Source organism: Pseudomonas sp. PSB11 (assembly GCF_014596605.1).
Classification (GTDB): domain Bacteria; phylum Pseudomonadota; class Gammaproteobacteria; order Pseudomonadales; family Pseudomonadaceae; genus Aquipseudomonas; species Aquipseudomonas umsongensis.
Genome location: NZ_NOIO01000009.1, coordinates 135,941 through 161,008 on the forward strand (window position 1 = coordinate 135,941; position 25,068 = coordinate 161,008).

Below are 25,068 nucleotides of genomic sequence, written 5' to 3' on the forward strand. Positions count from 1 at the left end.
CGCGAAACCCTGCAACGGATCAGCACGGCGTCGAACCAGCTGAATGCAGCCGCCGAGCAAATGCAGCAGAGCACTCACGAGGATTCCGGGCGACTGCAGCAGCAACACAACGAAATCGAACAAGCCGCCACCGCAGTCAATGAGATGACGGTCGCGGTGGAAGAAGTCGCACGCAATGCCGTGTCGACATCCGACAGCACGCGTCAGTCGACACAGCAGGCCAGCCAGGGCCAGGTGCGGGTTATTGAGACACTGGACTCGATTCAGGCCATGAGCGCCGATGCCGGCATAGCCCTGCAACAAGTGCAAACCCTGGCCGAGCAATCCCGGGAAATCGGTAAGGTGCTGGACGTGATTCGCGCCATCGCCGAACAGACCAACCTGCTGGCGCTCAACGCCGCGATCGAGGCGGCACGGGCCGGGGAAGCCGGGCGCGGTTTTGCGGTGGTCGCCGATGAAGTGCGCGCCCTGGCCCATCGCACCCAGCAATCGACTCGGGAAATCGAACAGATGATCGGCCGGGTCCGGGGCGATACCGAGAGTGTGGTGCAGTCGATGCATGGCAACAGTCAGCGCGTCGCCGCCACCCTGTCGATTGCCGAAGAGGCTGGCCTCGCGCTGGCGCAAATCACCCGGGCCATGGAGCAGATCCACGAGCGCAATCTGGTGATCGCCAGCGCATCGCAAGAGCAATCCGCCGTGGCCCGCGAAGTGGACAGGAATCTGCTGAACATCCGCGACCTGTCACTGCAAAGTGCCGATGCCTCGACCCGCACCAGCGCCACCAGCCAACAACTGTCGCAATTGGCTGCAGGCCTGCAGAACCTGGTGCTGCGCTTCAGGTTCTGAGTGACCTCAGCGGCGGCTTTGTTGCCATGCCGCCGCCAGGCCACTGCAGCAAATTATGGCGATCCCGACGATGGTGGTCAGGGTCGGCGTGTGGGAAAACAGCAGCCAGCCCAGCAGGCCGGCAAACACGATCTGGCAATAGCTGAAGGGTGCCAACAAGGCCGGCGCCGCATGGCGGAAGGCCTGGGTCAAGAACAGGTGCGCGGTCATGCCGCAAGCGCCCAGCGCCAGCATCATTGCGCCGTGCATCAAGGTCGGCACCTGCCAGAAGAACGGCACCAGTGCACTCATCACCAAGGTGTTGCACAGCCCGGCAAAAAAGTTGCTGGTGGTCGGGCTGTCGATCTCACTGAGCTTGCGGGTCAGCAGTTGGTAGAAGCAGAAAAACAGCGCCGAGCACAACGGTAGCAGCACCGCCGGGGTGAACAGATCACCACCGGGGTGCACGATGATCAGCACCCCGATAAACCCGCAGATCACCGCCAGCCATTGGCCCCGGGTGACCTTCTCCCCCAGCAACGGCACCGACAACGCGGTCACCAGCACCGGTGCGAGGAAGTTGACCGACGTCGCCTCGGCCAGCGGGATGTACATCAACCCCGTAGTGAAAAACAGGCTGGTACCCAACAGGCACAACGCCCGAACCAGTTGCAGCAGCGGCCGCTTGGTACGCAGCACGCGCAACCCGGATTGCGGCAGGAATATCCCGGCCATCAGCAAGGTATGCACCACGTAACGCGCCCAGACCACCATGACAATCGGATAGAACCCGGAAAGGTACTTCGATATGGCGTCATGGCTGGAAAACAGGAAGGTTGCGACAACGATCAGCAGGATCCCTTTGAAGGGTTTGTTGACGCCGGAAAGCGGGGTGCTGACGGTCATTGGGGTTCCTTTGTGTACATCAAAAGTCAAAGCCTCACAGGCAAGCCACGCCCCCAGGAATCAGCAAAGAACCTGTGGGAGCGCGGCTTGGTCTGGGCGGCACTCCGACGATAGGTGCGCAGCACCGCTTACAGCCGCGCCAACAATTCGCGGGTTTTATCCAAAGCCATTTGCGCTCGATCCAATCCGCTCACGCCCTGCTCTAGCAGTCGCACGGTGGGAATCTCCAGGCTCAATGGAATGTTAGCCGGCAAACACCGCAACAGCCCCGGCAGATCACAATCGCCGTCGCCGGGAAAACGCCGTTCATTACGCGCCTGCCGCAAGATCTCTGCCATGTCTTGCGGCCTGGGACCCGCCACGTCACACAACTGCGCATACCGTAACCGCGAGGGGGCAATCCTGACCAGATCTTCCAGCCGCGATCCAGAGCGATCGAAGTGAAAGGCGTCGACCAGCACCGCCGCATTTTCGCGCTCAGCCTTTTCCACGATGCGCATGGCTTGCTGCAAATCGCGCGCGTCGGTCCAGGGCATGAACTCCAGGTGCGGATGCAGCCCATAAGGTGCTGCCAGATCACACAGCCGGGCAAAATTTTCTGTCATTCGTCGCTCGTCAGGATCGTTACCCGCCACCAGCAATTCACTGGCACCGAATTCGGCACCCACTGCCAGCACCCGCTCGAAATCCGCAACAACGGTGTCCGGTTTCAGCCGCAGGATTTCGACATCCAGGACACGAATGCCGGTATCGCGCAGACGTGCCAGGGTCTGGCGCCGCAGATCTTCATCGGCCACCAACGCGAAATGGTGTTCCTCTGGCGTCGCTGGCACCAGGCGCAAGCCGACATGGCTGTAACCGGCTCGTGCCGCGACTTCGACCATGTCCGGCGGTGACAACTCCAGCACAGTCAGACTGGCCAGGGAAAAGATTCGTTCACTCATGATCAATCCTCGATCAAGGCCGGTGCGCAGGCGCACCCGGTTTCAGCGGCTTGGCGAATGGCCTCGACCAGCGCCAGGGTGCGGGCTGCATCGGCGGCGCTCACCAGCGGTTCGACCTCCCCACGCGCAACGCGCACGAAGTGTTGCAACTGCAAGCGCAGCGCTTGATCGACACTGAAAGGCTCGTCAGTCGAGACCAGGGGTTGATGCCATCCACCGTCCGCTTGCGTGTAGTGCCAGCGCTTGAGCTGCGGGATGCTAAGTGCCCCGGCAGTTCCCGCCAGCAAATAGCACGGTTGATCGGCCTGACGTGGATACACCGGGTTCTCCCCGGAGCCCAGCTCCCAGCTCCAGGGTGCCGCCACCGCATCGGACCCGGTCAGGCTGCCCAGCGCACCGTTGTCGAATTGCAGCAGCACGGCCGCGCAATCTTCGTTGGCAAACCCACGCACAGCGTTACTCGTGACGGCCTGCACCTGGCGAACTTCGCCGCACAAGTGTCTGAGCAGATCGAGGTCGTGGATCAGGTTGGTCAACAACATGCCCGCACCGGGTTCACGGCGCCAGGCTGTTTCGAAATAACTATCGGGCTTGCGCAATTGCCAGAGGGCGGTAACGGTGCTCAACCGGCCCAATGCGCCGCTGTGGACAAGTTCATGGGCGCGAACGATCAAGGGATTGTGGCGTCGGTGATGGCCGACCAACACCGCAACACCGCTCGACTTAGAGGCAGCCACCAGCTCACGGGCCTCATCCAGGTGCACGCCCACCGGCTTTTCCAGCAACACCGGCACGCCGGCAGCCAGGCAATCGAGTGCGGTGCTGACGTGCAGCGCATTCGGGTTAGCGATAATGACGGCCGCAGGCTTCGCCTGCTCCAGCATCTGACGATGATCGGCGAAATACTCCACCCCCCATTCGCTGGCGAGACCCGATGCGTGCGGACCGGGGTCAGCCACTGCGCACAAGGTCGCTTCATTGAGGGCTTTCAGCTGCTGGTAATGCTGTTGGCCCATATTGCCAGTGCCGATAAGGGCTATTCGCAAGGGTGAACTCAAGGTGCGGTCCTCATTGTGATTGTTGTTGGAAAGTCGACATCAACAATCTAGAACCGAGTTCCATATTCTTACACACGCGCACATTGAAAGTGTTCGAACAGCGCACAGCTTTAGCAAGCTCAACACCGATCAAATGTGGGGAGCGGGCTTGCTCGCGAATGCGGTGTGTCATACAGCTTAAATATTGACTGACGCTCCGTCGTTCGCGAGCAAGCCCGCTCCCACAGGGGTTTTGTAGAGGCTTTAGCTGAATAGTTCTGAGGCCAGACTCGCGGCCGACAACTCCTCGGTAAACGCTAACAATAACGGCGCCAATTCATGCAGCCGCGCCCCCGGCATCCGCGCACTCGGTCCGGCAATGCTGAGCACGCCGATCACCCGGCCATCACCGGGATGACGCACCACCGCGGCAATCGCCGAGGTGCCAACCGCAGAACTCTCCTCGACACAGGCGTAGCCCTGCTCCCGTGCCAGCCGCAAGCGTTCAAGTAATTCAATGTTGGACCTTGGGGCATTCGGGCCCAGTTCCAGCGGCGGGGTCGCTGCCTGGCGCTCCACCAGCGACAAGGCTTCGGCATCGCTCATGCACGCCAGCCAGGCATGGCCGGAAGCGGTATAGAACAGCGGCGCATCCCGCCCCATATCCGGGTCATAACGCAGGCCGGAACGAGCCCCCTGGGACTTGGCGATCCAGGTCTGGCGCTCGCCTTCGATCACTCCCAGACGCACCAGTTCGCCGGTTTCCTGAGCCAACCGGTCGAGCACCGGTTGCACGATATCGGCGCCGCTACTCGACAAATAGCGGAAACCCATCGCCACCAACCGGGTCGACAAGTGGTAGCGCAAATTCTCTGGATTCTGGCGCACGTAGCCGAGTCGGATTAGCTCGGCGAGCAAGCGGTGGGTAGCACTCTTGGGGATGTCCAATTGCTCCGCCAGCACCTGCATCGGCAGGCCACGAGGGTCGCTGGTGAGGCTTTCCAGCACACTGAAAACACGTTCGATCTGACTGCCAGCCATGGGGATATCCACGCAAAATTTGTTCGATTCTAGAAGAGAACCTGAGGAATGCGAAATCTGGAACTGCCCGTGCGATAACCGCCCGTTTTATACAGTGCCGGCTTGCCGCCCCTCTTTTTGCCTCATATATTTTCTGGAATTAAATTCCAAAATAAACCAAAGCGGAGTTTCAAACCATGCCTGCCCAACCGTACTGCTCCCCCGACATCGATTGCGATGTGCTGATTGTCGGCTCCGGTGCGGCAGGCCTGGCAACAGCCGTAACGGCCGCTTGGCATGGCCTGAAAGTGATAGTGGTGGAAAAGGACCCGGTTTTTGGCGGCGCCACCGCCTGGTCCGGGGGCTGGGCGTGGGTACCGTGCAATCCCCTGGCCCGACGGGCCGGCATCGTCGAAGACGTTGAACAACCGCGCACTTACTTGAAACACGAACTGGGTGATCGCTATGACCCGGCAATGATCGACGCCTTCCTTGAAGCCGCTCCGCGCATGGTCACATTCTTCGAACAGCACACCTCGCTGCAATTCGCCGATGGCAACGCAATTGCCGACATTCATGGCGACACGCCGGGCGCCGGTACCGGTGGGCGTTCTGTCATCGCCGCGCCTTACGACGCGCGCAACGTCGGCAAGCTGCTCAAGCGCCTACGCAAAACCATGCGCGAAACCTCCTTCATGGGCATGCCGATCATGGCGGGCGCAGATCTTGCCGCGTTCCTCAACCTGACCCGTTCGTTGCAGGCGGCGTGGCACGTTACCCGACGTTTCACTCGCCATCTGTTCGACCTTGTCGTGCATGGCCGGGCGATGCAACTGGTCAACGGCGTGGCGCTTGTAGCGCGCCTGGCGAAATCCGCCGACGATCTTGGCGTGTTGCTGTGGGAATCAGCCCCCGTTACTGAGTTGTTGCGCACCAACGATAGGGTACAAGGCGCGGTGGTTCGCACTGCAAAGGGTTCGATCCGTATCAACGCCCGCAGGGCGGTGGTGCTCGCGGCCGGCGGCTTTGCCAATGACGTCGAACGGCGCAAGTCCCTCTTCCCCCGTACGCCAACCGGACACGAACACCTGGCACTGCCACCCCTCGGCGTGTCTGGCGATGGCCTGCGGCTGGGCGAAAGCGCCGGCGCCAAAGTCGATACCAACCAGGCATCGCCGGTGGCCTGGGCTCCGGTTTCACGAGTGCCATACCGTGATGGCAGTCGCGGCCACTTCCCGCACATCATCGAGCGCGGCAAGCCTGGGATCATCGGTGTACTGAGCAACGGTCAGCGCTTCGTCAACGAAGCCAACGGCTACTACGACTATGTGACTGCCATGGTAGCCAGCGCCCCGCCCGACGAAGAAGTGGCCTCCTGGCTGATCTGCAGCCATGGCTTTCAACGACGGTACGGCCTGGGTATCTCCCGGCCGTTTCCGGTGCCGCTGTCACCCTTTATCCGCAGTGGTTATCTGAAAACCGGCAAGACACTGGAGGAATTGGCACAGGCTTGCGGCATCGATCCGGTCGGCTTGCGCACCACCGTGTCGGACTACAACCGCCACGCGCGCAATGGCCAGGACCCGCAGTTCGGACGCGGCTCAACGCCCTATAACTGCAAACAGGGTGATGCGCTGCAGCAGCCCAACCCTTGCGTTGCGCCGATCGAGCAAGGACCGTTCTATGCGGTGAAAGTCGAAGCGGGTTGTTTCGGCACCTTTGCCGGGCTCAAGGTCAATCAACACGCCCAGGTCCTCGACGACTCGGGCCAGGTCATCACCGGCCTTTACGCGGCGGGAGGCGACATGGCCAGCATCATGGGCGGCCACTACCCTGCTGGCGGCATCAACCTGGGGCCGGCGCTGACGTTCGGCTACATCGCCGCGCGTCATATCGCCGGCGTCACTGCTTATGAAAAGGAGATCGACCATGCAGCACATCGTTAACGCACAGGGTTTGAACATGCCCAAGCTCGGCCTCGGCACCTGGCCGATGCTCGGCGAAGCGTGCACGCGAGCAGTTGAGCAAGCCCTGGCACTGGGTTATCGACACATCGATACCGCAGCGGCCTACAACAATGAGGACGCTGTCGGTCAGGCGCTGCTGAACAGTAAGGCACCCCGCGAACAAATCCACGTCACCAGCAAGGTCTGGTGGGACCAGTTGCAACCCGACGCCATGCGCCATTCCATGGACCGCAGCCTCAAGGCCTTGCATAGCGACTACATCGACCTTTTCATGATCCATTGGCCCAGCACCGATTGGGACTTGCCGCGTACGATCGAAACACTGGTGTCATTCAAGGAGCAAGGGCTGGCGCGCAATATTGGCGTGGCGAATTTCCCGCTCCCCCTGCTGCGCACCGTCGTCGAGGAACTCGGCGCGCCGTTGTCCGCCATCCAGGTCGAGTACCACGTGCTGCTTGGGCAAAACGCACTGCTGGACTACGCCCGTCAACACGATCTGGCACTGACGGCTTATTCGCCGCTGGCACGCAACAGGGTGACGGATGTTCCGGTTATCCAGCAGATCGCCGCCAAGCACGGGGTATCGCCGACCCAGGTCGCACTCAAATGGCTGCTGGATCAACCGAATGTGGCAGCTATCCCCAAGGCCAGTAGCGAGGCCAACCAATTGGCCAACCTGGCAGCACTTGCCGTCAACCTGGATGATCTAGACCGTGCGCTGATCGCCGGCCTGTCCAAGCGCGAGCGACTGGTCAGTCCGGACTTTGCACCGATGTGGGACGCGTTCGATCGATAACCGCGAAAAAGCCACTTTCATTGTGCGACACCTACCGCAATGACCGTGGCCTCATCAAACCTTACACATTTCACCCACACGCCTTTGCCAGTGCGGTTATTCATAGACCCGGCGCTATACGCCCCATCAATCTATGAGAGACCCCAACATGCTATGGAACAAGGCAAGACGCAGCAAAAACGTGAACGACATACGCAAGGGCAAGGATGCCCGCACGCTTACAGGGACAACACTGGCCGCTGGGCTGGCCGCCATCGCCCTGGCCAGCGCCGGGCTCTATTCGACACAGGACACGCCAGCAGACGTTACCAAGCTCGAACCCTCGTACACCCTGGATCACCCCCGCCCTCAACCATCGATCGAGCCTGAAGCAGATCTGCAGTTAACGTTTGTCCAGTCGGTGCTGGGCGATACCGAAGACACCTGGAACCAACTGTTCGCGCAAATGGGCCGGCAATATCCACATCCCACCCTGACACTGTTCAACAATGGTGTGGTTTCGGATTGTGGATTCGCCAGCGCCGGCAGTGGCCCGTTCTATTGTCCGGCCAATCGGCAGGTGTACCTCGACCTCGAATTTTTCCGCACGCTTGAGCAGCAGTTTTCAGTGGTCGGTGACTTCGCGCGCGCCTACATCATCGCTCACGAAATCGGCCATCACGTGCAGCTTGAGCTGGCCCTTTCCGAACCGTTCGAAAAAGCCTTGCTCGAGCAACAACCCGTCAGTGGCGATGGCGGGCTGGAAGTGCGTGCGGAGTTGCAGGCCGATTGCCTGGCCGGTGTCTGGGCGCACCATGCGCAACAGCGCCTGGACTGGCTGGAGCCGGGGGATATTGAAGCGGCCCTGGATGCCGCGGCAATGTTCGGAGACGACCAGTTGCAGGCGGCGCGCAATGCCCGGATTCGCCCAGAGACCTTCAGCCACGGCACCTCTTTGCAGCGCGTGAATTGGTTCAAGACCGGTTTCGCCACAGGCCTGCCGGAGGCCTGTGACACCTTCGCCGCCGAGGTGCTGTGATACCCGCCCGTCAATGAAGCCTCTAATGTCGCAGCCTGGATAGAACCGCTGCCGCTCATGGCTGTCTGACGACCGGACTGGCGCCGCTCCAACTGAGCAGCAACACTCATCCCACGGTTCTTTACCCGCAACATCAGAGGATTCCCACATGCTATGGAAAAAAGGCCGACGCAGCGACAACGTGGTCGATGCCCGTGGCGATGATGTCGGCGGCGGTGGCGGCGGGATGCGTTTTGGTGGCGGCAAGGGCCTGAGCCTGACGGCGATCCTGCTGATCGTGGGCATCGGCTGGATCACCGGCCAGGATCCGATGCAGATTCTCGGACAACTGACTGGGCAGATGAGCGAACAATCGGCGCCCACCACATCGCAGACGCGCAAGGCGCCACCGGCCACTGATGAAGGGGCCGAGTTCGTCCGCTCGATTCTCGGTGATACCGAAGACACCTGGCGGCAGATTTTCCAGCAGGCGGACCGGCAATATAAGGATCCGACCCTGGTGTTGTTCAGCAATCGGGTCAATTCGGCCTGCGGACTGGCGACGTCGGCGACCGGCCCCTTCTATTGCCCCGCAGACCAAAAGGTTTATCTGGACATGGCCTTCTTCCAGGAAATGTCGCAGCGCTTCGCTGCCGCGGGCGATTTCGCCCAGGCCTATGTGATCGCTCACGAAGTCGGTCACCACGTACAAACCTTGCTCGGTGTTTCGGCAAAGATTCAGGCTGCCCGCCAGCAAGGCCGGCAGATGGAAGGCGATGGTGGGTTGCTGGTGCGCCAGGAACTGCAAGCCGATTGCCTGGCCGGAGTCTGGGCCAACAACGCGCAGAAGCGCCTGAACTGGTTGGAGCCGGGCGATATTGAAGAAGCGTTAAACGCTGCGAACGCCATCGGCGACGATCGTTTGCAGCAACAAGGTCAGGGCCGTGTGGTGCCGGACTCGTTTACCCATGGTACGTCAGCGCAACGGGTGCGCTGGTTCAAAACCGGATTCGCCCAGGGCCAGGTTGGCCAGTGCGATACCTTTGCGGCGAAAAATCTGTAAATGAAGAAGTGGTGGTTAGTCTTACTGTTTACCTGCACAGCCTCCCAGGCTGCGGAGCATGGGGTCAAGGAAATCAGCCCCGGGCGCCTGTTGTTAAAGTCCGGTGAAATAGCGGTGGGCATCAGCCCGGCCCCGCCAAAAATCGAGCGGGTATTGATCATCGTCCATGGGCGCTTGCGCAATGCGCAGACCTACCTCCAGAGCGCCGAACGCGCGGCCGAACTGGCCGGGCAAAGCGCTACGACCCTGGTGATCGCGCCGCAATTTCTTAATGAAGACGACGTTGCACAGCACCCGGTAGCGGACACCGTCTTGCGCTGGCAAGGCAATGAATGGATGGCTGGCGGTGAATCCACAGCCCCCTTTCGCCTGAGCTCCTACGAAGCGCTGGACGAAATCATTGCCCGCCTGGGTGATCGCCAGCAATTTCCGGACTTGAAGCAAATCGTCATTGCCGGTCATTCGGCGGGCGCTCAAGTGGTTCAGCGCTACGCCTTGCTGGGCCACGACCAGCCCGCGCTGGAAACTGCCGGCGTGCAGGTGCGCTATGTGATCGCTAACCCCTCTTCCTACACCTATTTCGATGAGCGTCGGCCAGTGGCCTTCAGTCATGCGGGTTGTCCGCAATTCAACCGCTGGAAATACGGCCTGACAGATCTACCTGCCTATGCAGAAGGACAAACTGCCGCGCTGCTGCAGGAAAAGTACCTCAAGCGCAACATCGTTTATCTGCTGGGGCAGCAGGACGTCGACCCGAACCACCCGGCGCTGGATAAATCCTGCGAGGCTAAGGCTCAGGGGCCGTATCGATTGGCCCGGGGGCGCTACTACTTCGCTTACCTGAAGCGGCTGCAACCCCAAGGGCTGCAGCAGCAATTGATTGAGGTGCCCGGGGTCGGGCATAACGGGGATGGGATGTTTACTTCACCGCAGGGGCAGCAGGCGTTGTTTCCGTAGGCGCTGCCGCAGGCTGCGATCTTTGCCCCTTAAAAATCACACCGACAGCATCTGCCGCAACTCGACACAATCGCTCGCATGCCAATCGGTCAACTCGGGCCACGGATTATCCGGCAGGTTGACCAACACCGTCCGCGCTCCCGCCGCACGACCGCAGTCGAGGTCGAAACGGTAATCACCGACCATCACCATATCGCTGGCCGACACCTTCCAGGCTTCGGCCAGTTTCAGCAATCCTCCTGGATGCGGCTTCGGTGGCGCTTCATCGCGACCCAACACATCTTCTACCGCAAAGCAGTCGGCCAGGCCGATAGCCTCCAGCGTGACATGCGCGAGTTCACGGGCATTGCGCGTGAGAATGCCCAGGCGATAACCGCGCCCGGCCAATTCACGCACCAGCTCCACAGCCCCCGGTGCCGGTTTCGAACCTAGCGCCAGATCGCGCTCGTGCTCGAGCAGCCAGGCGTGCTTGGCGCTGGCTTCATCGGCCGGCAGCGCCGCCAGATGCGTCAGGATGTCGGCTTCTGGCGGGATCGCCAACGCGATGCGAATCGCTGCGAAATCATGCACAGCCACCGTCAGGGTGCCGTCCATGTCGAACACCCAATGACGTACGTCGGCCAGGCTCATGCCCAATCCTTGCGATGGCGAATCAGGCCTTCCTGGGTGACCGAGGCCACCAGTTGCCCGGCGCGGTTGAATACGCTGCCACGGGAGAAGCCGCGAGAGTTGCCGGCCCATGGGCTGTCCATCGCATACAGTAACCAGTCATCGGCGCGCAGGTCAGCGTGGAACCACAGCGCGTGGTCGAGGCTGGCGACCTGCATATCCTTGTGCCAGACCGATTTTCCGTGGGGCAGCATCGAGGTGGTCAGCAGACCGAAGTCCGACGCGTAGGCCAGCAAATACTTGTGCAATGCCGGGGAGTCGGCCAAGGCCCCGTCGGCGCGAAACCAGACGTATTTGATCGGATCGCTGGCTTTGGGGTTGTAGGGATCTTCCTCGGTGACGGGTCGGAACTCGATCGGTTTCGGGCATAGCAGTTTTTCACGCATGTGCTCGGGAATCAGGTGGGCGCGTTGCTGGATCAGTTCCAGTTCCGATGGCAGGTTTTCCGGTCCGACCACCTGCGGCATTTGTGTCTGGTGCTGGAAACCTTCTTCGTCGTACTGGAACGAGGCGCTACAGGTGAAGATCGGCTGGCCTTTCTGGATCGCCGTGACCCGGCGAGTGCTGAAACTGCCGCCGTCGCGCACGCGGTCCACGGAATAAACCACTGGCATCTTGGCGTCGCCCGGGCGCAGGAAATAACCATGCAGCGAATGCACATGGCGTGCCTCTTCAACGGTCTGACTGGCTGCCGACAGCGACTGACCGAGCACCTGGCCACCGAACAGCTGACGAAAACCCAAGTCCTGGCTACGGCCGCGGAACAGGTTTTCTTCGATCGATTCCAGGCTCAGCAGGTCGACCAGATCATCCAACACTTGGCTCATTCAGACTCTCCTCACACAACGCAATGCCGCGCAGTCCTGGCTGCGTCGGTCAATTCACTTTCTGGCCCGTGCCAACATAGGGGCCATTGTAAACGTCCGTGCCAGGTTATCCATGCAAGGTTTGCAGCCATTGTTCGCGGCTGATGCGATACAGCACGTGGTGGTGCAGAGGATGATCGAGGGCAAGCCTGGGATGATCGAAATCATCGGCCGGATCGTATTGCATGCCGATCGCCTGCATGACTTTCTGCGACGGCAGGTTGCCGACCGTGGTAAAGGACACGACTTCATCCAGAACCAGGCGATCAAACCCGCAGCGTAGAGCGGTCCATGCCGCTTCGCTGGCATAACCCAGGCCCCAATGCTCGCGCGCCAGGCGCCAGCCGATTTCAATGGCCGGTGTGAAAGGCGCGTCGAACCCGACCACGCCCAGACCGGTAAAACCAATGAACTGGCCGGTGTCTTTGCGCTCCAGCGCCCAGAAGCCAAAACCGTGCTCGGCAAAGTGCTCGCGAACCCTGCCAATCAACGAGGCACTTTCCAATCGGCTCAAGGGTGCGGGAAAATAGCGCATGACCTGTGGATCGGCGCACATCGCGGCAAACTCCGGCAAATCCTCATCGCGCCACTGCCGCAATAGCAATCGAGCGCTCGCCAGTTCGAGTATCGGCTCCATCGTTCCCTCCCCAATTCCATGCCGCCAGTCTACAACGCTGGTAGGATCCTTCACTCATTGCGCAACGAAATCATCATGCCCCTGCCGCTGATCTACCACGAAGACTACAGTCCCGAGTTCCCGGCGGATCACCGCTTTCCCATGGACAAGTTTCGCCTGCTGCGCGATCACCTGGTGGACAGCGGCCTGACGCGCGACGCCGACCTGCTGCGCCCACAGTTGTGCCCGGCGGACATTCTCGCCCTCGCCCATGACCCTTCGTATATCGAGCGCTACATGAGTGGCGACTTGTCCCGCGAGGACCAGAGGCGGCTCGGCCTGCCCTGGAGCGAAGCCCTGGCCCGGCGCACGGTGCGGGCGGTCGGCGGTTCGTTGCTGGCGGCGGAGCAGGCGCTGGAGCATGGCCTGGCCTGCCACCTGGCCGGAGGTACCCACCATGCGCATTACGATTACCCCGCCGGCTTCTGCATCTTCAATGACCTGGCGGTGATCAGCCGTTTCCTGCTGGAGAGTGGCCGGGTGAATCGGGTGTTGATCTTCGACTGCGATGTGCATCAGGGCGACGGCACTGCACGAATTCTGCATGACACTCCAGAGGCAGTGACCGTTTCCCTGCACTGCGAAAAGAACTTTCCCGCACGCAAGGCCGAAAGTGACTGGGACATCCCGCTTCCCAACGGCATGGGCGATGCCGATTACCTGAAAGTGGTGGACGATGCGCTCAACTACCTCTTGCCCCTCTATCAGCCAGACCTGGTGCTCTATGACGCAGGTGTCGATGTGCACAAGGATGATGCGCTCGGTTACCTGAAGCTGACAGACCAAGGCGTCGCCGCTCGCGATGAAGCCGTCATGCGCCATTGCCTGGGCCGCGATATCCCGGTGGTCGGCGTGATCGGCGGCGGCTACAGCAAGGACCGCCAGGCCCTCGCCCGCCGCCATGGCATCCTGCATCACAGCGCCGAGCGGGTCTGGCAGTCATCAGGCTGTCACTGAGTTGTGCATGCTTTACCCACAATGCCTGTGGAGCCGCCTGTGGATAACCTGAGTGAAAGGGACTGCAGGCCTTGCGGGGTGTGGGCTGCGGAGCGGTGGTTGTTTTTTAACCAGTCTCAATCACGCCAACGAAACCTTTGTGGGAGCGAGCCTGCTCGCGAAGGCGGCAGCACATCCAACCATGATGCGTCTGACATAACGCATTCGCGAGCAGGCTCGCTCCCACCGGGGACTGGGCTGTTAGAATGCCCGGCTTATCGGCCAAAACCGCAGTGCACCCCATGACCCAATCCCCGACCGCCTCCCCTTCCCATGTCGCCATCATCGGTGGCGGCCCCGCCGGCTTGATGGCGGCCGAAGTGTTGAGCCAGGCCGGGGTCAAGGTCGACCTGTACGACGGCATGCCTTCAGTGGGGCGAAAGTTCCTGTTGGCCGGCGTCGGCGGCATGAACATCACCCACTCAGAAGCCTACCCGGCGTTTCTCTCGCGCTACGCCGAACGCGCGCCCCAGATTGCGCCATTGCTGCGCGCGTTTGGGGCCGATGCGTTGTGCCAGTGGATTCATGACCTGGGCATCGACACCTTCGTCGGCAGTTCCGGCCGGGTCTTTCCAACCGACATGAAAGCCGCGCCGCTGTTGCGTGCCTGGCTCAAACGCCTGCGCGATAGCGGCGTAGTTATCCACACCCGTCACCGCTGGCTCGGCTGGGATGATCGCGGCGGTTTGCGCATCGACAGCCCCGATGGCGAAAAAACTGTCCAAGCCGATGCCACCCTGCTCGCCCTGGGTGGCGGCAGTTGGTCGCGCCTGGGTTCGGACGGTGCGTGGATGCTGCCACTGGAGCAAAAGGCTGTAGGACTCGCGCCGCTGCAGCCAAGTAATTGCGGCTTCGAGGTGCAGGCCTGGAGTGATTTGATGGTCAGCAAATTCGCCGGTGCGCCGCTGAAAAACATTGCGATCGGCCTCAATGATGACGCACCTAGGCTGGGTGAATGTGTGATCACTGCGACCGGGATTGAAGGGAGCCTGATCTACGCCCTGTCGGCAGCGATCCGTGAAGCGATCAACCAGCACGGCTCGGCAACCATTCACCTGGACCTTCTGCCAGGCCGACCTGTGGATAAAATCCAGGCTGCACTGAGCAAGCCGCGCGGCTCACGCTCGATGGCTAAACATTTGCACAGTCAGCTGGGCATCGATGGGGTGAAAGCGGCGTTGTTGCGGGAGCTGACATCTGCCCAAACCTTTACCGACATGGCATTGCTGGCCAAAGCGATCAAGGCGTTGCCCATGACCCTGGTGAAACCTCGACCGCTGGACGAAGCGATCAGCAGCGCGGGGGGCGTGTTGTTCGAAGCTCTGGATGAGCGGTTGATGCTCAAGCAAATGCCTGGCGTTTTCTGCGCGGGGGAAATGCTCGACTGGGAAGCGCCGACGGGTGGCTATCTGCTGACCGCGTGTTTCGCCAGTGGGCGTGCGGCGGGGTTGGGGATGGTGGAGTGGTTGCAGCGCAAGGGCTGAAGACCAAGGCGCGCCCTTCGCGAGCAGGCTCGCTCCCACAATGGGTCTGTGTCGTACACAAATACAGTGTTCACAGAAGATCAATGTGGGAGCGAGCTTGCTCCGGGCGGCGTTCCGACGAAGGCGGCCTAACAGACGCCGCCGCTAATCAAGGCTTACGCTTACGCGGCCCAGTGTTGAACACCGGCACCTTGCGCACAGGCTTGATCGAAGGCTCCGTTGGCGCAGCCTCCCCGCTATCGACCCACTTGCCGAGATTGCGCTTGCCGCCACCACCCGACGTTTTTGGCTTCTTCGGTTTCTTCGGCTTCTTGATTACCTGACCACTGGCGTCGGTGTCCGGCACGCGATGCTCTGGCTCGAAGTCCGGTTCGTTCTGACGCTTGAGCGTCTGGCGGGTCAACATCTCGATGGCCGACAGCAGATTTACTTCATCGGCGCATACCAGTGAAATCGCCTCGCCCGTGGAGCCGGCACGCCCGGTGCGACCGATACGGTGGATGTAATCCTCGGCCACGATCGGCAAATCGAAGTTGACCACCAACGGCAGGTCTTCGATATCCAGGCCGCGGGCCGCGACATCGGTGGCGACCAGTATCTGCACTTCACTGAGCTTGAAGCGGTCCAGCGCGCGCTGACGGGTCGCCTGCGGCTTGTCGCCGTGGATGCCATCGGCGTTGATGCCCAGGCCCTGGAGTTTTTCCACCAGCGCGTCCACGCCGTTGCGGGTCTTGGCGAACACCAGCACCTGCTTCCACTTGCCCTTGCGCATCAAGTGCACAAACAACTCCGGCTTGCGCTTCTTGTCCACCGTCACGATCCATTGCTTGACCGTATTGGCGGCAACGTTGCGCGGGCTGACTTCGATACTCAGCGGGTCATTGAGCATTTGCCCGGCGAGCAGGCGAATGTCGTCGGAGAACGTGGCGGAGAACAGCAGCGTCTGGCGCTTCTTAGGCAGTGCTCGATAGATATTCGCCAGTTCTTCGGAGAAACCCAGGTCGAGCATGCGGTCGGCCTCGTCCAGCACCAGGGTTTGCAGCTGATTGAACTTCAGTGCGTTCTGGCGGAACAGGTCGAGCAAACGGCCCGGGGTCGCCACCAACAGGTCGACGCCGCTGCGCAGCTTCATCATTTGCGGGTTGATACTGACGCCACCGTACACCGCGTAGGTGCGCAACGGCAGGTTCTCGGCATATTGGCGAACCGCTTCGTGAACCTGCTCGGCGAGCTCTCGGGTCGGCACCAGAATCAGCGCACGCACCGAGTTGGCGGTGACTTTCGGACCTTCCATGGCCAGCAACTGCAGCAGTGGCAGCGCGAAACCAGCGGTCTTGCCGGTGCCGGTCTGGGCGGCGGCCATCAGGTCGCGACCGGCCAGCACCGCCGGAATGGCTTGCGCCTGAACCGGCGTCGGGGTCTGGTAGCCGAGCGTCTCAAGGGAGCGCAGCAAGGGTTCGATCAGGCCAAGGGTGGCGAAAGTCATGGGAGTACCGTAGGAAAAATCAGCGCGATTACGCGAAACATGTTTGCAATGGCGCGCAGTTTACCCTAATTCACACGGGATTCTGTCGGTACCGCCGTCGGCTCCAACTTCACCACTGGCCGTTCCGGTGTGCGACGCCACTGCGGCAGGCCAATCAGCACCACGGCACTGATGATCACCAGCATGGCCAATGCTTCTTCGATGCCAATGGTTTCTCCGACAAACACAATCCCCAGCAACACGGCCACCGCCGGGTTGACGTAGGCATAACTGGTGGCCGCCGCCGGACGCACATGCTTGAGCAGATACATGTAGGCGTTGAAGGCAATGATCGAGCCGAACACGGTCAAATACGCCAGCGCCGCCCAACCCTCGATGGGCGGGACCTGCTCCAGGTGCTCGCCGCTCACCGCACTGCCGATCAGCAATACCACGCCGCCGACCAGCATTTCCACGGCACTGGCCATTGCGCCTTGAGGCAATGGCAAGTGTTTGCTCCACACTGAGCCGAATGCCCAGGTTGCCGCGGCGAAGATCAGCAATGCCGCACCCAAAGGACTCGATTGCAGGTTGGAACCGAGATTAAGCATGACGATGCCAATCATCCCGAGTGCAACACCCGCCCATTCAAGACGGGTATTGCGCGCCCCCCAGAAGTAGCCACAGAGCAAGGTAAACAGCGGCACCGTCGCCACCGCCAACGCGGCCACGCCGGAAGCCACGCCTGTGTGTTCGGCCACGCTGACCGCGCCGTTGCCGCACGCCAGCAGCAATACGCCGATGATCCCCGCGGCTTTCCATTGTGCCCAGGTCGGCGCTGGCGCGCCGCGCCAGCGCAGGAAGGCGTACATCAGGCTTCCAGCGATCACGAAGCGAATGCCGGCGAGCAGCAAGGGCGGCCAGTACTCCACACCGATGCGGATCACCAGGTAGGTCGAGCCCCAAATCACGTACAGCGCGAAAAAGGCAGCAATCAACGGTAAGGGGAAGCGACGTAGGCCGGACATGATGGGCAGCTCACAGGCAGAACAGGTGAACGGCTATTCTAGAAAGGCTAACGCTGGAAAATAAGTTACAAAACCTGTTTAAACCGCCGGTACACTTTTCAAAACACGGAGTTCAGCGCTATAAACCGTGCTTTCGAAAGTCCGACATTTTCAGGAGCTGCCTCGATGGATAAGTACGACCGCATGCTGCTCAGCGCCCTGCTGGAAAACGGACGCGCGTCTTACGCCGACCTGGCGCGCAAGGTCAACCTCTCCGCCCCGGCCGTGGCCGAACGCGTGGCGAAACTCGAAGCCAGCGGCGTGATTACCGGTTACCAGGCGAAAGTCGACATGGCCAAGCTCGGCTTGCCGATCCAGTGTGTGATTGAACTGCGGTTGAACCAGCACGGCAACCAGAAAGCCTACGACGACCTGATCAAGATCCCGCAATTGACCGAATGCCACCGCGTGACTGGTGACCCATGCGTGATCATGCAAGCGGCGGTGGGCTCGATGCCGGAGCTGGAAGAGCTGATCAACCGGATTGCCACGTTTGGTTTCAGCAAGACGTCGATCGTGTTGTCGAGTGCCATCGAGAAACGGGTGCCGTTGGGGCAGTTGGAAGGGAATGGCAAGGGCATTTAATTGTTGTAGGTGATCCCCTGTGGGAGCGAGCCTGCTCGCGAAAGCAATTGATCATTCAACATTGATGTCGACTGACACTCCGCTTTCGCGAGCAGGCTCGCTCCCACAGGGGAATCCTGTCGCGGTCAGAACCCACGATGCCGCTTCAGGTGTTCATTGACCTTCGCCGCCGGCACTTTCTGCAATTTGCACAACAGATCATGGGACAGCTCGCTCAAGCCATGCCTGTGCCGCAGCTCTTCGGCCAGGTGTACCGTCAGGTTGGCCGCCATTTCCGCATCGGCCATGGCCCGGTGAGCCTTGCCGGTGTGGGGCAGGTTGGCGAAGGTGGTGAGGGTGCCGAGCTTGTGGTTCGGAGCCGCAGGCATCAGGCGCCGGGCGAGCAACAGTGAGCAGGCAAAGTTCTGCAGCCGCGTGCGTTTGATCCGCCCCAGTTCGAAGTCCCAGAACTTCTGGTCGAATGCGGCGTTGTGGGCCAGCAAGGGCGTGGTGCCGACGAACTCGTTGACCTCGTTCATCACCTGCTCGGCCGAAGGCGCGGTGCGCAGCATGGCGTTGCTGATTCCGGTCAGTTGTTCGATGAAGCCCGGGACGCGCACGCCGGCGTTCATCAGGCTCTGGTAACGCTCGACGATGCGCCCTTGTTCAAGGATCACCACGGCAATTTCCGTGGCCCGGCAACTGCTGCTCGGAGAGATCCCGGTGGTTTCAAAGTCGATGACTGCTATGCGTTCCAAACCTGTTTGAACTCCGTAAAAATCAATTCTTGAGCAGCAACGCGCCTTCGATCGGCACGTAGCGGCTGGCGGCGCGGATCAGTGAGTTGGCCGTCAGGCCAGGTACGCCGTAGGCCACCGCTTGAACGCCGTGCTTGCTGATGATGCGTTCCAGCAGCATGTCGAAATCACCGTCGCCAGAAGCCAGCACCACTTCATCGACATGGTCGGCCGCGTCCATGATGTCGAGGGTGATGCCCACGTCCCAGTCGCCCTTCGCCGAGCCGTCGCTGCGCTGGATATAGGGCTTGAGCTTCACGGTGAAACCGAGGTTGCGCAGGATCTGCTGGAACTGCTGCTGTTTGCTGTCGCCACGATCGATCGCGTAGGCGTAGGCCTCGACAATCTCGCCTTGCTTGCTGATATCAGCCCACAACGCGGCATAGTTGAAGTGGCAGCCATAAGCCTGGCGTACGGTGTAGTAGAGGTTCTGGACATCGGCGAACACTGCGATTTTTTTCACCGGACACCTCGATAAAGCGCAGGCAGGGTCAGGCACCAGGCCCGAAAAGTCGCCCAGTATGCCAGCCAAAAGCAGAGTTTCGCGAATAATCGGCCCGAAGCGCCGCAGCGCCCCGGACGAATGGTGCATCAGACGAAGGAGTCGTCGTCGCCGCCAAAGAACGATGAGCTGTCGTCGCTGTAGTCAGCGTCGGCAAAACCGCCCTGATTGTTGGCATAGGTATCGTTGCCGGCCATGCGCTGGTCATCGCCCCAGCCATTGTTGCCCTGGTCGTTGACCTGGGCCGGTTGTTCCTTGATGACTTCGACGATTTCCTGGGGTGCCTGGTTGTGGTGGAACAGACTGCTGATGCCTTGTGCCAGCATCACGCCACCCGCCACACCGGCCGCGGTTTTCAGCGCCCCACCGAGAAAGCCGCCACCCGCCGCGGGGGCCTGTTGCTGGGGTGCATAGCCCTGCTGTGGAGAAGCACCGAAGCTCTGTTGCGGCGGCGTGTTGAACGAAGGCCGCGCCGGCTCGCGCCAGCCGCCACCGCCAGATACCGGCGCACTTTGCGCGGGCGCAGGCTGCGAACTACCACCAAAAATGCTCGACAAAAAGCCGCCGCTCGACGCCGGGGCCGGCGTTTGCGCCTTGGCTTGCTGCAGTTCGGCCTGCAATTTCTGGATTTGCGCATTCAGCTGCTGGTTCTGCCCGTCGAGGCTCTTGATCGCCGCCTCCTGCACCAGAATCGCTTGGGTCATGAAATAACCCGCCGCCGGTTGGCGCGCCAGGTGTTCCTTGATCCGCGCCTCGGCTTGGGCGTCGCGCGGGGCTGAGTCCGTCTCGGCCTGTTGCAGCCGGGAAAACAGTCCATCGATCAGGGTTTGTTCTTCGCTGTTCATGGCGACCTCGTAGATTGCCGGGAAAATCGTTGCCTTTACCCATAAAGGATAAGGCGCTCGACCTTAATGGAGGCTGAAACAAGTTGTTTCAATGAGCTTTACCGAACGTTTACGTTTGCGCCCTCCCGCGCATCATCGGTTAAAGTGGGCCACTGCTTTCAACCAGCGATACCAACCGATGAATCCGTTCGATGTACTGCGTGACTCCTTGTATTTCTTCAAACGCAATCTGGGCCAGATCGTGCAGCTGTGTCTGCCACTGATAATCATCGAGGCCCTGTTGCAACAAGTGGTCGACCATTCCACCGAGCCGGACAGTTTCCCCGGTATCAGTGTGATCGTCGGCTTGCTGGTCTATCCGTTGTACACCGCCGCCCTGATCCTGTTCCTCGATGCCCGCAGCCGAGGCGAATCGCCCAGTAACCGCGAGCTGCTGTCGAGGTCCGCCTATCTTTGGCCGCGCTTCGCCTTGCTGACCGCCCTGAACACCTTGCTGATCCTGCTGGGCTTGTCGCTGTACTTCCTGCCGGGCATCTGGCTGATGGTGACCCTGGCTTTCGGCGAGTACCTGCTGGTGCTGCGTGGCTTGGCGCCATTGCAGGCCATGAAGGAAAGCCTGCGCCTGACCCGTGGCCACTTCATGCGCATCCTGGTGTGCATCCTTTGTGTGATGGGGCCGTTGTGGCTGCTCAAGGGTGCAACGTTGGCGGCGTACCCTGAGCCGCAAAACCCGGCGATCTCGCTGCTGATCGACAGTGCCCACAGTTTCTTGCAACTGTTTACCAGCGTGGTGCTGTTCCGCCTGTTCATGCTGATCAGCGAAGTACCGGAAAAAATCGATGGACCACGTTGACCGTGGGCGACCGCTCGTCAGTCGGGTATGCTCGCAGGCAACTTCCGTAACGCGATAAGCCGAGCCATGACCCGACTACTGCGCTACACCTTGCTGGGATTGTTAATCGTCATCGGCGTAGTCTGCGTGATGACGTACAGCCTGACCTGGCGCCCCGAAGCCAGGGAAATAGCGCCGGTCGCGTGCAGTACTCAAGCGCCAGGGCTGGCACCCGGCCAGGCACTGAAGGTCATGACGTGGAACGTCCAGTACCTGGCGGGCAAGCGCTATGTTTTCTGGAATGACCTGGCCGCTGGCACCGACGATTCCCCCACACCGGAAGACATGGCCTTCAGCCTCGACGAAGTGGCGCGAGTGATCCGCGACGAGCAGCCGGACGTCGTGCTGCTACAGGAACTCGATGACGGCGCCAAGGCCAGCGACTACCAGAACCAGCTCAAATTGCTGCAGGAGCGGCTCGCCGACCTGTATCCGTGCAGCGCCCACGCCTTCGACTGGAAGGCTGACTTCGTGCCCAACCCGCACATTTTCGGCAGCGTCGGCCGGCAACTGGCGACCCTGAGTCGCTATCGGATCGAGCACGCCGAACGCCTGCAATTGCCCATCGCATCGGCCAACCCGATCAGTCGCCAGTTCCAGCCGAAAAACGCCTTGCTGGTGACGTACCTGCCATTGAGCGACGGCGGCCAGCTCGCCGTCCTCAATACCCATCTGGAGCGAGCGACCCAACCTGACGAGACGCTGCAGGCACAGGTCGCGGCCGTGGCCAAGGTTCTCGACAAGTTCGAAAGCCGCGGCACGCCCTGGCTGATCGGTGGCGACTTCAACCTGCTGCCACTGGGGCAATACCAGCGCCTGCCCAGCGAACAGCGCACCCCCTACTCCGCCGACAGCGCCCTGCATCTGCTGTGGGACAAGTACCCGATGATTCCCACCAACAACGAATCCAGCGGCATCGACCGCGCGCGCTGGCTGACCCATTACCCGAACGATGCCGGTCTGAACGGCCCGGACCGGACCGTCGACTATCTGTTCTACAGCCCGAGAATCAAACGGGTCGAAGCGACGGTGCGGCAAGACGATACCCTGCGCATCTCCGATCACCTGCCGGTGATTGCACGGTTCCTGCTGCCCGCCGCGCCGTAGATCGCGGCGTCATTGCTTGCGCGGCTTGATCCGTGCCGTGGCTTCGGCCACCAGCGGGTCGTCCGGCCAGTAATGTTTCGGGTAGCGTCCCTTGAGATCTTTTTTCACATCGGCGTAAGTGCTGCGCCAGAAGTTCGCCAAGTCCTGGGTCACCTGCACGGGCCGGCGCGCCGGGGACAGCAAATGCAACTTGACCACCTGCCGGCCACCGGCGATGCGTGGGGTTTCGGCCAGGCCGAACAGCTCCTGCAAGCGCACGGCCAGAATCGGCGGCTGTTCGCTGTAATCCAGGCGAATCGATGAACCCGATGGCACGCTCAGGTGGTGCGGCGCCAACTCGTCCAAGCGTAGCGGCAGAGGCCATGGCAACAGGTTATGAACGATGCCGGGCAGGTCAAGATTGGCGAAATGACTGAGTCGCGAGACTTTGCCCAGATACGGCATCAGCCAATGCTCAAGGGTGTTCAGCAGCGCCGCATCGCTGACATCCGGCCAATCGCTTTCGCCCTTGCCGCCCAGGTCCAGCTGGCGCAACAACGCCACCCGTGCCTGCCATTGGCGCAACTCCGGGGTCCACGGCAGCAGCTCCAGGCCTTTGCGCCGCACCAGGCTGACCAACGCCTGGCTGCGGGCGGTTTCATCGAGACCGGTCAGCGGTTCGCGGCTGAGGATGAGCTCGCCCACCTTGCGTTGGCGCTCGGCCCGCAGCACGCCTTCGCGCTCATCCCAATCCAGTTGATCGACGCATCGCACCTGTTCGGCCAGCACCGAGTCGAATAACGCCGGATCGAAATCCGCCGCCAGATAAATCCGCTCTTCACGCTGGCCCTGTCGGCTGCCGAGATCGGCGATCACCAGCCACGGCTGTTTCATCAGACTGTCGGCTTCGGCGAACAGCGCGGCGCGACCGTTGGCCAGGCGATACTCGGCGCCGCCGGCACGGCGTTGTTGCGCAACGCGGTCGGGATAAGCCAAGGCCAGCAGTGCACCGAGCCAGCGTGGATGATCGGGATCACTGACCGGCTCCGACGCCTTGGCGCGCAAATAGCCGCGGTATTGCCGCGCCAGCTGCCGGGCCCGTTGTACGCCGCCCTGGGCGCCACGAGCGCCGCGCGCTTCGCCGGACAACAGCGCCAGTCGACTGTGCAGATCGGCGCCGGCGCCACGCAGGATATCGCGCTCGCCGAGCAAGGCCGCGACATCGCAAGCCATGTCCGCCAAGCCGAGCGCCTGTCCACGTAACAACAGGTGCGCGATACGAGGATGCGCTGGCAGCTCGGCCATGGCCTGACCATGGCGTGTCAGTGCTTCGCCCTCCAGCGCGCCCAGACGAACCAGCAAGTCCTGAGCTTGTGCATAAGCGGCTGCCGGAGGTACATCAAGCCAAACCAACTGGCCCGGTGTCACGCCCCAACGCCCCAGCTGCAGCGCCAACCCGGCGAGATCCGCCGAAAGAATTTCCGCACTGCCGTAAGCCGCCAATTGTTCGTGCTGATCCTGCGACCACAAGCGATAGCACACACCCGGTTCCAGTCGCCCTGCCCGGCCCGCGCGCTGGGTAGCACTGGCCTTGGAAATACGCTGGGTGTCGAGGCGGGTCATGCCGCTGCCAGGATCGAATCGCGGTACCCGCGCCAACCCGGCGTCGATCACCACCCGCACGCCGTTGATGGTCAGGCTGGTCTCGGCGATGTTGGTGGCCAGCACCACTTTGCGTTGACCCGGCGGCGCCGGATCAATCGCCGCCCGTTGCGCGGCGAGGTCGAGCTCACCGTGCAATGGGCAGAGCAGGATTTGCGTGTTATCGCCCAGCGCATCGGCCAGTTGTTGATGCACGCGACGGATCTCGGCCTGCCCCGGCAGGAACACCAGCACACTGCCGGTTTCGTCGTTCAAGGCTTCGAGGATGGTCTGCACCAGCCGTGGCTCGATGAACTCGCCTGCCTGGAATGGCCGGCCCCAGCGCATCGCCACCGGGTACATGCGCCCTTCGCTGCGCAGGATCGGCGCATCGTCGAGCAATCCGGCCAGCCGTTCGCCTTCCAGGGTGGCCGACATCAAGAGGATTTTCAGCGGCTGATCGTCACGGAACAGTTCCCGGCCATTGAGGCTCAAGGCCAGCGCCAGGTCGGCGTCGAGACTGCGCTCGTGAAACTCGTCGAAGATCAACAGGCCCACGCCCTCAAGCGCGGGGTCATCCTGCAAACGCCGGGTGAGGATACCCTCGGTAACCACTTCGATTCGGGTGTTGGGGCCGACCTTGCTGTCGAGCCGGATGCGATAACCCACCGTTTCGCCGACCTTCTCGCCCAGCTCACTGGCCAGGCGCTCCGCGGCCGCCCGCGCGGCCAGGCGGCGCGGCTCGAGCATCAGGATGGTCTGCCCGGCCAGCCACGGCTCATCCAGCAAGGCCAAGGGCACACGGGTGGTCTTACCGGCACCGGGCGGTGCTTCGAGCACCGCTTCGTGGCGTGCAGCGAGAGCTTCACGCAGAGCGGGTAAAACTTCATCAATCGGCAAAGAAATCATGCTGGCTCCCAAACAGAGCGGCGAGTATAACGGCGAACTGCGGGGCGTTCGTCAGGGTCTTAATTTCTACCGACTACGCTTCGTTTTGAAATTA

The 25,068-nt window shown here is 61.4% G+C and carries 24 protein-coding genes; 11 read left to right on the top strand and 13 right to left on the bottom strand.

Going from position 1 to position 25,068, the window contains the following annotated elements; all coding sequences use genetic code 11:
- The first annotated feature begins 60 nt into the window (after positions 1-60).
- Positions 61-849: a methyl-accepting chemotaxis protein gene (locus CGA21_RS30390; RefSeq protein ID WP_411157071.1), complete on the top strand. Its 789-nt coding sequence runs from the start codon at positions 61-63 to the stop codon at positions 847-849.
- Between the two features lie 6 nt (positions 850-855).
- Here the strand turns inward: CGA21_RS30390 and CGA21_RS13625 are convergent, their stop codons facing one another.
- The 4 genes from CGA21_RS13625 to CGA21_RS13640 form a co-directional block, all read right to left on the bottom strand.
- On the bottom strand, positions 856-1,734 hold the full coding sequence (locus CGA21_RS13625; RefSeq protein WP_110750973.1) for a DMT family transporter: 879 nt from the start codon (positions 1,732-1,734) through the stop codon (positions 856-858).
- Between the two features lie 128 nt (positions 1,735-1,862).
- Positions 1,863-2,678, bottom strand: a complete 816-nt coding sequence (locus CGA21_RS13630) for a sugar phosphate isomerase/epimerase family protein (protein ID WP_188264349.1) — start codon at positions 2,676-2,678, stop codon at positions 1,863-1,865.
- A 2-nt stretch (positions 2,679-2,680) separates the two neighbouring features.
- Positions 2,681-3,736 (bottom strand): Gfo/Idh/MocA family protein, encoded by a 1,056-nt coding sequence (locus CGA21_RS13635; RefSeq protein ID WP_188264350.1) that lies wholly within the window; start codon positions 3,734-3,736, stop codon positions 2,681-2,683.
- 243 nt (positions 3,737-3,979) lie between these two features.
- Positions 3,980-4,756 (bottom strand): IclR family transcriptional regulator, encoded by a 777-nt coding sequence (locus tag CGA21_RS13640; protein ID WP_110750967.1) that lies wholly within the window; start codon positions 4,754-4,756, stop codon positions 3,980-3,982.
- Positions 4,757-4,932: 176 nt separating this feature from the next.
- On the opposite strand from CGA21_RS13640, the gene CGA21_RS13645 reads away from it, so the two are divergent.
- The 5 genes from CGA21_RS13645 (at position 4,933) to CGA21_RS13665 (ending at position 10,515) form a co-directional block, all read left to right on the top strand.
- A complete protein-coding gene (locus CGA21_RS13645; RefSeq protein ID WP_188264351.1) occupies positions 4,933-6,681 on the top strand; it encodes an FAD-dependent oxidoreductase in 1,749 nt (582 codons plus the stop codon).
- Positions 6,665-7,498, top strand: a complete 834-nt coding sequence (locus tag CGA21_RS13650; protein ID WP_188264352.1) for an aldo/keto reductase — start codon at positions 6,665-6,667, stop codon at positions 7,496-7,498. Before CGA21_RS13645 ends, CGA21_RS13650 begins: the two co-directional genes overlap by 17 nt.
- Positions 7,499-7,646: 148 nt before the next feature.
- Positions 7,647-8,516 carry a neutral zinc metallopeptidase gene (locus CGA21_RS13655; protein WP_188264353.1) on the top strand — a complete coding sequence of 290 codons (870 nt, stop codon included), beginning with the start codon at positions 7,647-7,649 and terminating at the stop codon, positions 8,514-8,516.
- Between the two features lie 148 nt (positions 8,517-8,664).
- Positions 8,665-9,558: a neutral zinc metallopeptidase gene (locus tag CGA21_RS13660; RefSeq protein ID WP_020798708.1), complete on the top strand. Its 894-nt coding sequence runs from the start codon at positions 8,665-8,667 to the stop codon at positions 9,556-9,558.
- The gene (locus tag CGA21_RS13665; protein WP_110750959.1) at positions 9,559-10,515 is read left to right on the top strand and encodes an alpha/beta fold hydrolase; all 957 of its coding nucleotides are present in this window, start codon (positions 9,559-9,561) and stop codon (positions 10,513-10,515) included.
- A 36-nt stretch (positions 10,516-10,551) separates the two neighbouring features.
- Here the strand turns inward: CGA21_RS13665 and CGA21_RS13670 are convergent, their stop codons facing one another.
- The 3 genes from CGA21_RS13670 to CGA21_RS13680 all read right to left on the bottom strand — a co-directional run bounded on the left by CGA21_RS13670 (position 10,552) and on the right by CGA21_RS13680 (position 12,687).
- Positions 10,552-11,145, bottom strand: coding sequence for an HAD family hydrolase (locus CGA21_RS13670; RefSeq protein ID WP_020798710.1), 594 nt, complete (start codon positions 11,143-11,145; stop codon positions 10,552-10,554).
- Positions 11,142-12,011, bottom strand: coding sequence for an acyl-CoA thioesterase II (gene tesB / locus CGA21_RS13675; RefSeq protein WP_110750955.1), 870 nt, complete (start codon positions 12,009-12,011; stop codon positions 11,142-11,144). Before tesB ends, CGA21_RS13670 begins: the two co-directional genes overlap by 4 nt.
- A 106-nt stretch (positions 12,012-12,117) precedes the next feature.
- Complete coding sequence (locus tag CGA21_RS13680) at positions 12,118-12,687, bottom strand: GNAT family N-acetyltransferase (RefSeq protein WP_110750953.1); 570 nt, start codon at positions 12,685-12,687, stop codon at positions 12,118-12,120.
- A gap of 75 nt (positions 12,688-12,762) precedes the next feature.
- Here CGA21_RS13680 and CGA21_RS13685 point away from each other — a divergent pair, with 75 nt between their 5' ends.
- The gene (locus CGA21_RS13685) at positions 12,763-13,683 is read left to right on the top strand and encodes a histone deacetylase (protein ID WP_179056078.1); all 921 of its coding nucleotides are present in this window, start codon (positions 12,763-12,765) and stop codon (positions 13,681-13,683) included.
- Between the two features lie 281 nt (positions 13,684-13,964).
- Positions 13,965-15,206 carry a TIGR03862 family flavoprotein gene (locus CGA21_RS13690; protein ID WP_188264354.1) on the top strand — a complete coding sequence of 414 codons (1,242 nt, stop codon included), beginning with the start codon at positions 13,965-13,967 and terminating at the stop codon, positions 15,204-15,206.
- Between the two features lie 148 nt (positions 15,207-15,354).
- On the opposite strand, the gene CGA21_RS13695 is transcribed toward CGA21_RS13690, so the two are convergent.
- Both CGA21_RS13695 and yedA read right to left on the bottom strand, forming a co-directional pair.
- The gene (locus tag CGA21_RS13695) at positions 15,355-16,692 is read right to left on the bottom strand and encodes a DEAD/DEAH box helicase (RefSeq protein WP_110750951.1); all 1,338 of its coding nucleotides are present in this window, start codon (positions 16,690-16,692) and stop codon (positions 15,355-15,357) included.
- A gap of 65 nt (positions 16,693-16,757) precedes the next feature.
- Positions 16,758-17,699 carry a drug/metabolite exporter YedA gene (gene yedA / locus CGA21_RS13700; protein WP_110750949.1) on the bottom strand — a complete coding sequence of 314 codons (942 nt, stop codon included), beginning with the start codon at positions 17,697-17,699 and terminating at the stop codon, positions 16,758-16,760.
- 165 nt (positions 17,700-17,864) lie between these two features.
- On the opposite strand from yedA, the gene CGA21_RS13705 reads away from it, so the two are divergent.
- Positions 17,865-18,323 carry an Lrp/AsnC family transcriptional regulator gene (locus CGA21_RS13705; protein ID WP_020798718.1) on the top strand — a complete coding sequence of 153 codons (459 nt, stop codon included), beginning with the start codon at positions 17,865-17,867 and terminating at the stop codon, positions 18,321-18,323.
- 125 nt (positions 18,324-18,448) lie between these two features.
- Here the strand turns inward: CGA21_RS13705 and CGA21_RS13710 are convergent, their stop codons facing one another.
- From CGA21_RS13710 to CGA21_RS13720, 3 genes are all read right to left on the bottom strand, one after another.
- Positions 18,449-19,060 carry a PolC-type DNA polymerase III gene (locus CGA21_RS13710; RefSeq protein ID WP_020798720.1) on the bottom strand — a complete coding sequence of 204 codons (612 nt, stop codon included), beginning with the start codon at positions 19,058-19,060 and terminating at the stop codon, positions 18,449-18,451.
- Between the two features lie 22 nt (positions 19,061-19,082).
- A complete protein-coding gene (locus CGA21_RS13715) occupies positions 19,083-19,562 on the bottom strand; it encodes an NYN domain-containing protein (protein ID WP_007946629.1) in 480 nt (159 codons plus the stop codon).
- Positions 19,563-19,690: 128 nt separating this feature from the next.
- Entirely contained in the window at positions 19,691-20,446 is a 756-nt protein-coding gene (locus tag CGA21_RS13720) for a DUF2076 domain-containing protein (protein WP_188264355.1), read from the bottom strand.
- Positions 20,447-20,624: 178 nt separating this feature from the next.
- Here CGA21_RS13720 and CGA21_RS13725 point away from each other — a divergent pair, with 178 nt between their 5' ends.
- Positions 20,625-21,299, top strand: coding sequence for a YciC family protein (locus CGA21_RS13725; RefSeq protein WP_188264356.1), 675 nt, complete (start codon positions 20,625-20,627; stop codon positions 21,297-21,299).
- Between the two features lie 66 nt (positions 21,300-21,365).
- Positions 21,366-22,445, top strand: coding sequence for an endonuclease/exonuclease/phosphatase family protein (locus tag CGA21_RS13730; protein ID WP_188264357.1), 1,080 nt, complete (start codon positions 21,366-21,368; stop codon positions 22,443-22,445).
- 9 nt (positions 22,446-22,454) lie between these two features.
- Here CGA21_RS13730 and hrpB read toward each other — a convergent pair whose 3' ends face one another.
- Positions 22,455-24,974: an ATP-dependent helicase HrpB gene (hrpB, locus tag CGA21_RS13735; protein WP_188264358.1), complete on the bottom strand. Its 2,520-nt coding sequence runs from the start codon at positions 24,972-24,974 to the stop codon at positions 22,455-22,457.
- Between the last annotated feature and the right edge of the window lie 94 nt (positions 24,975-25,068).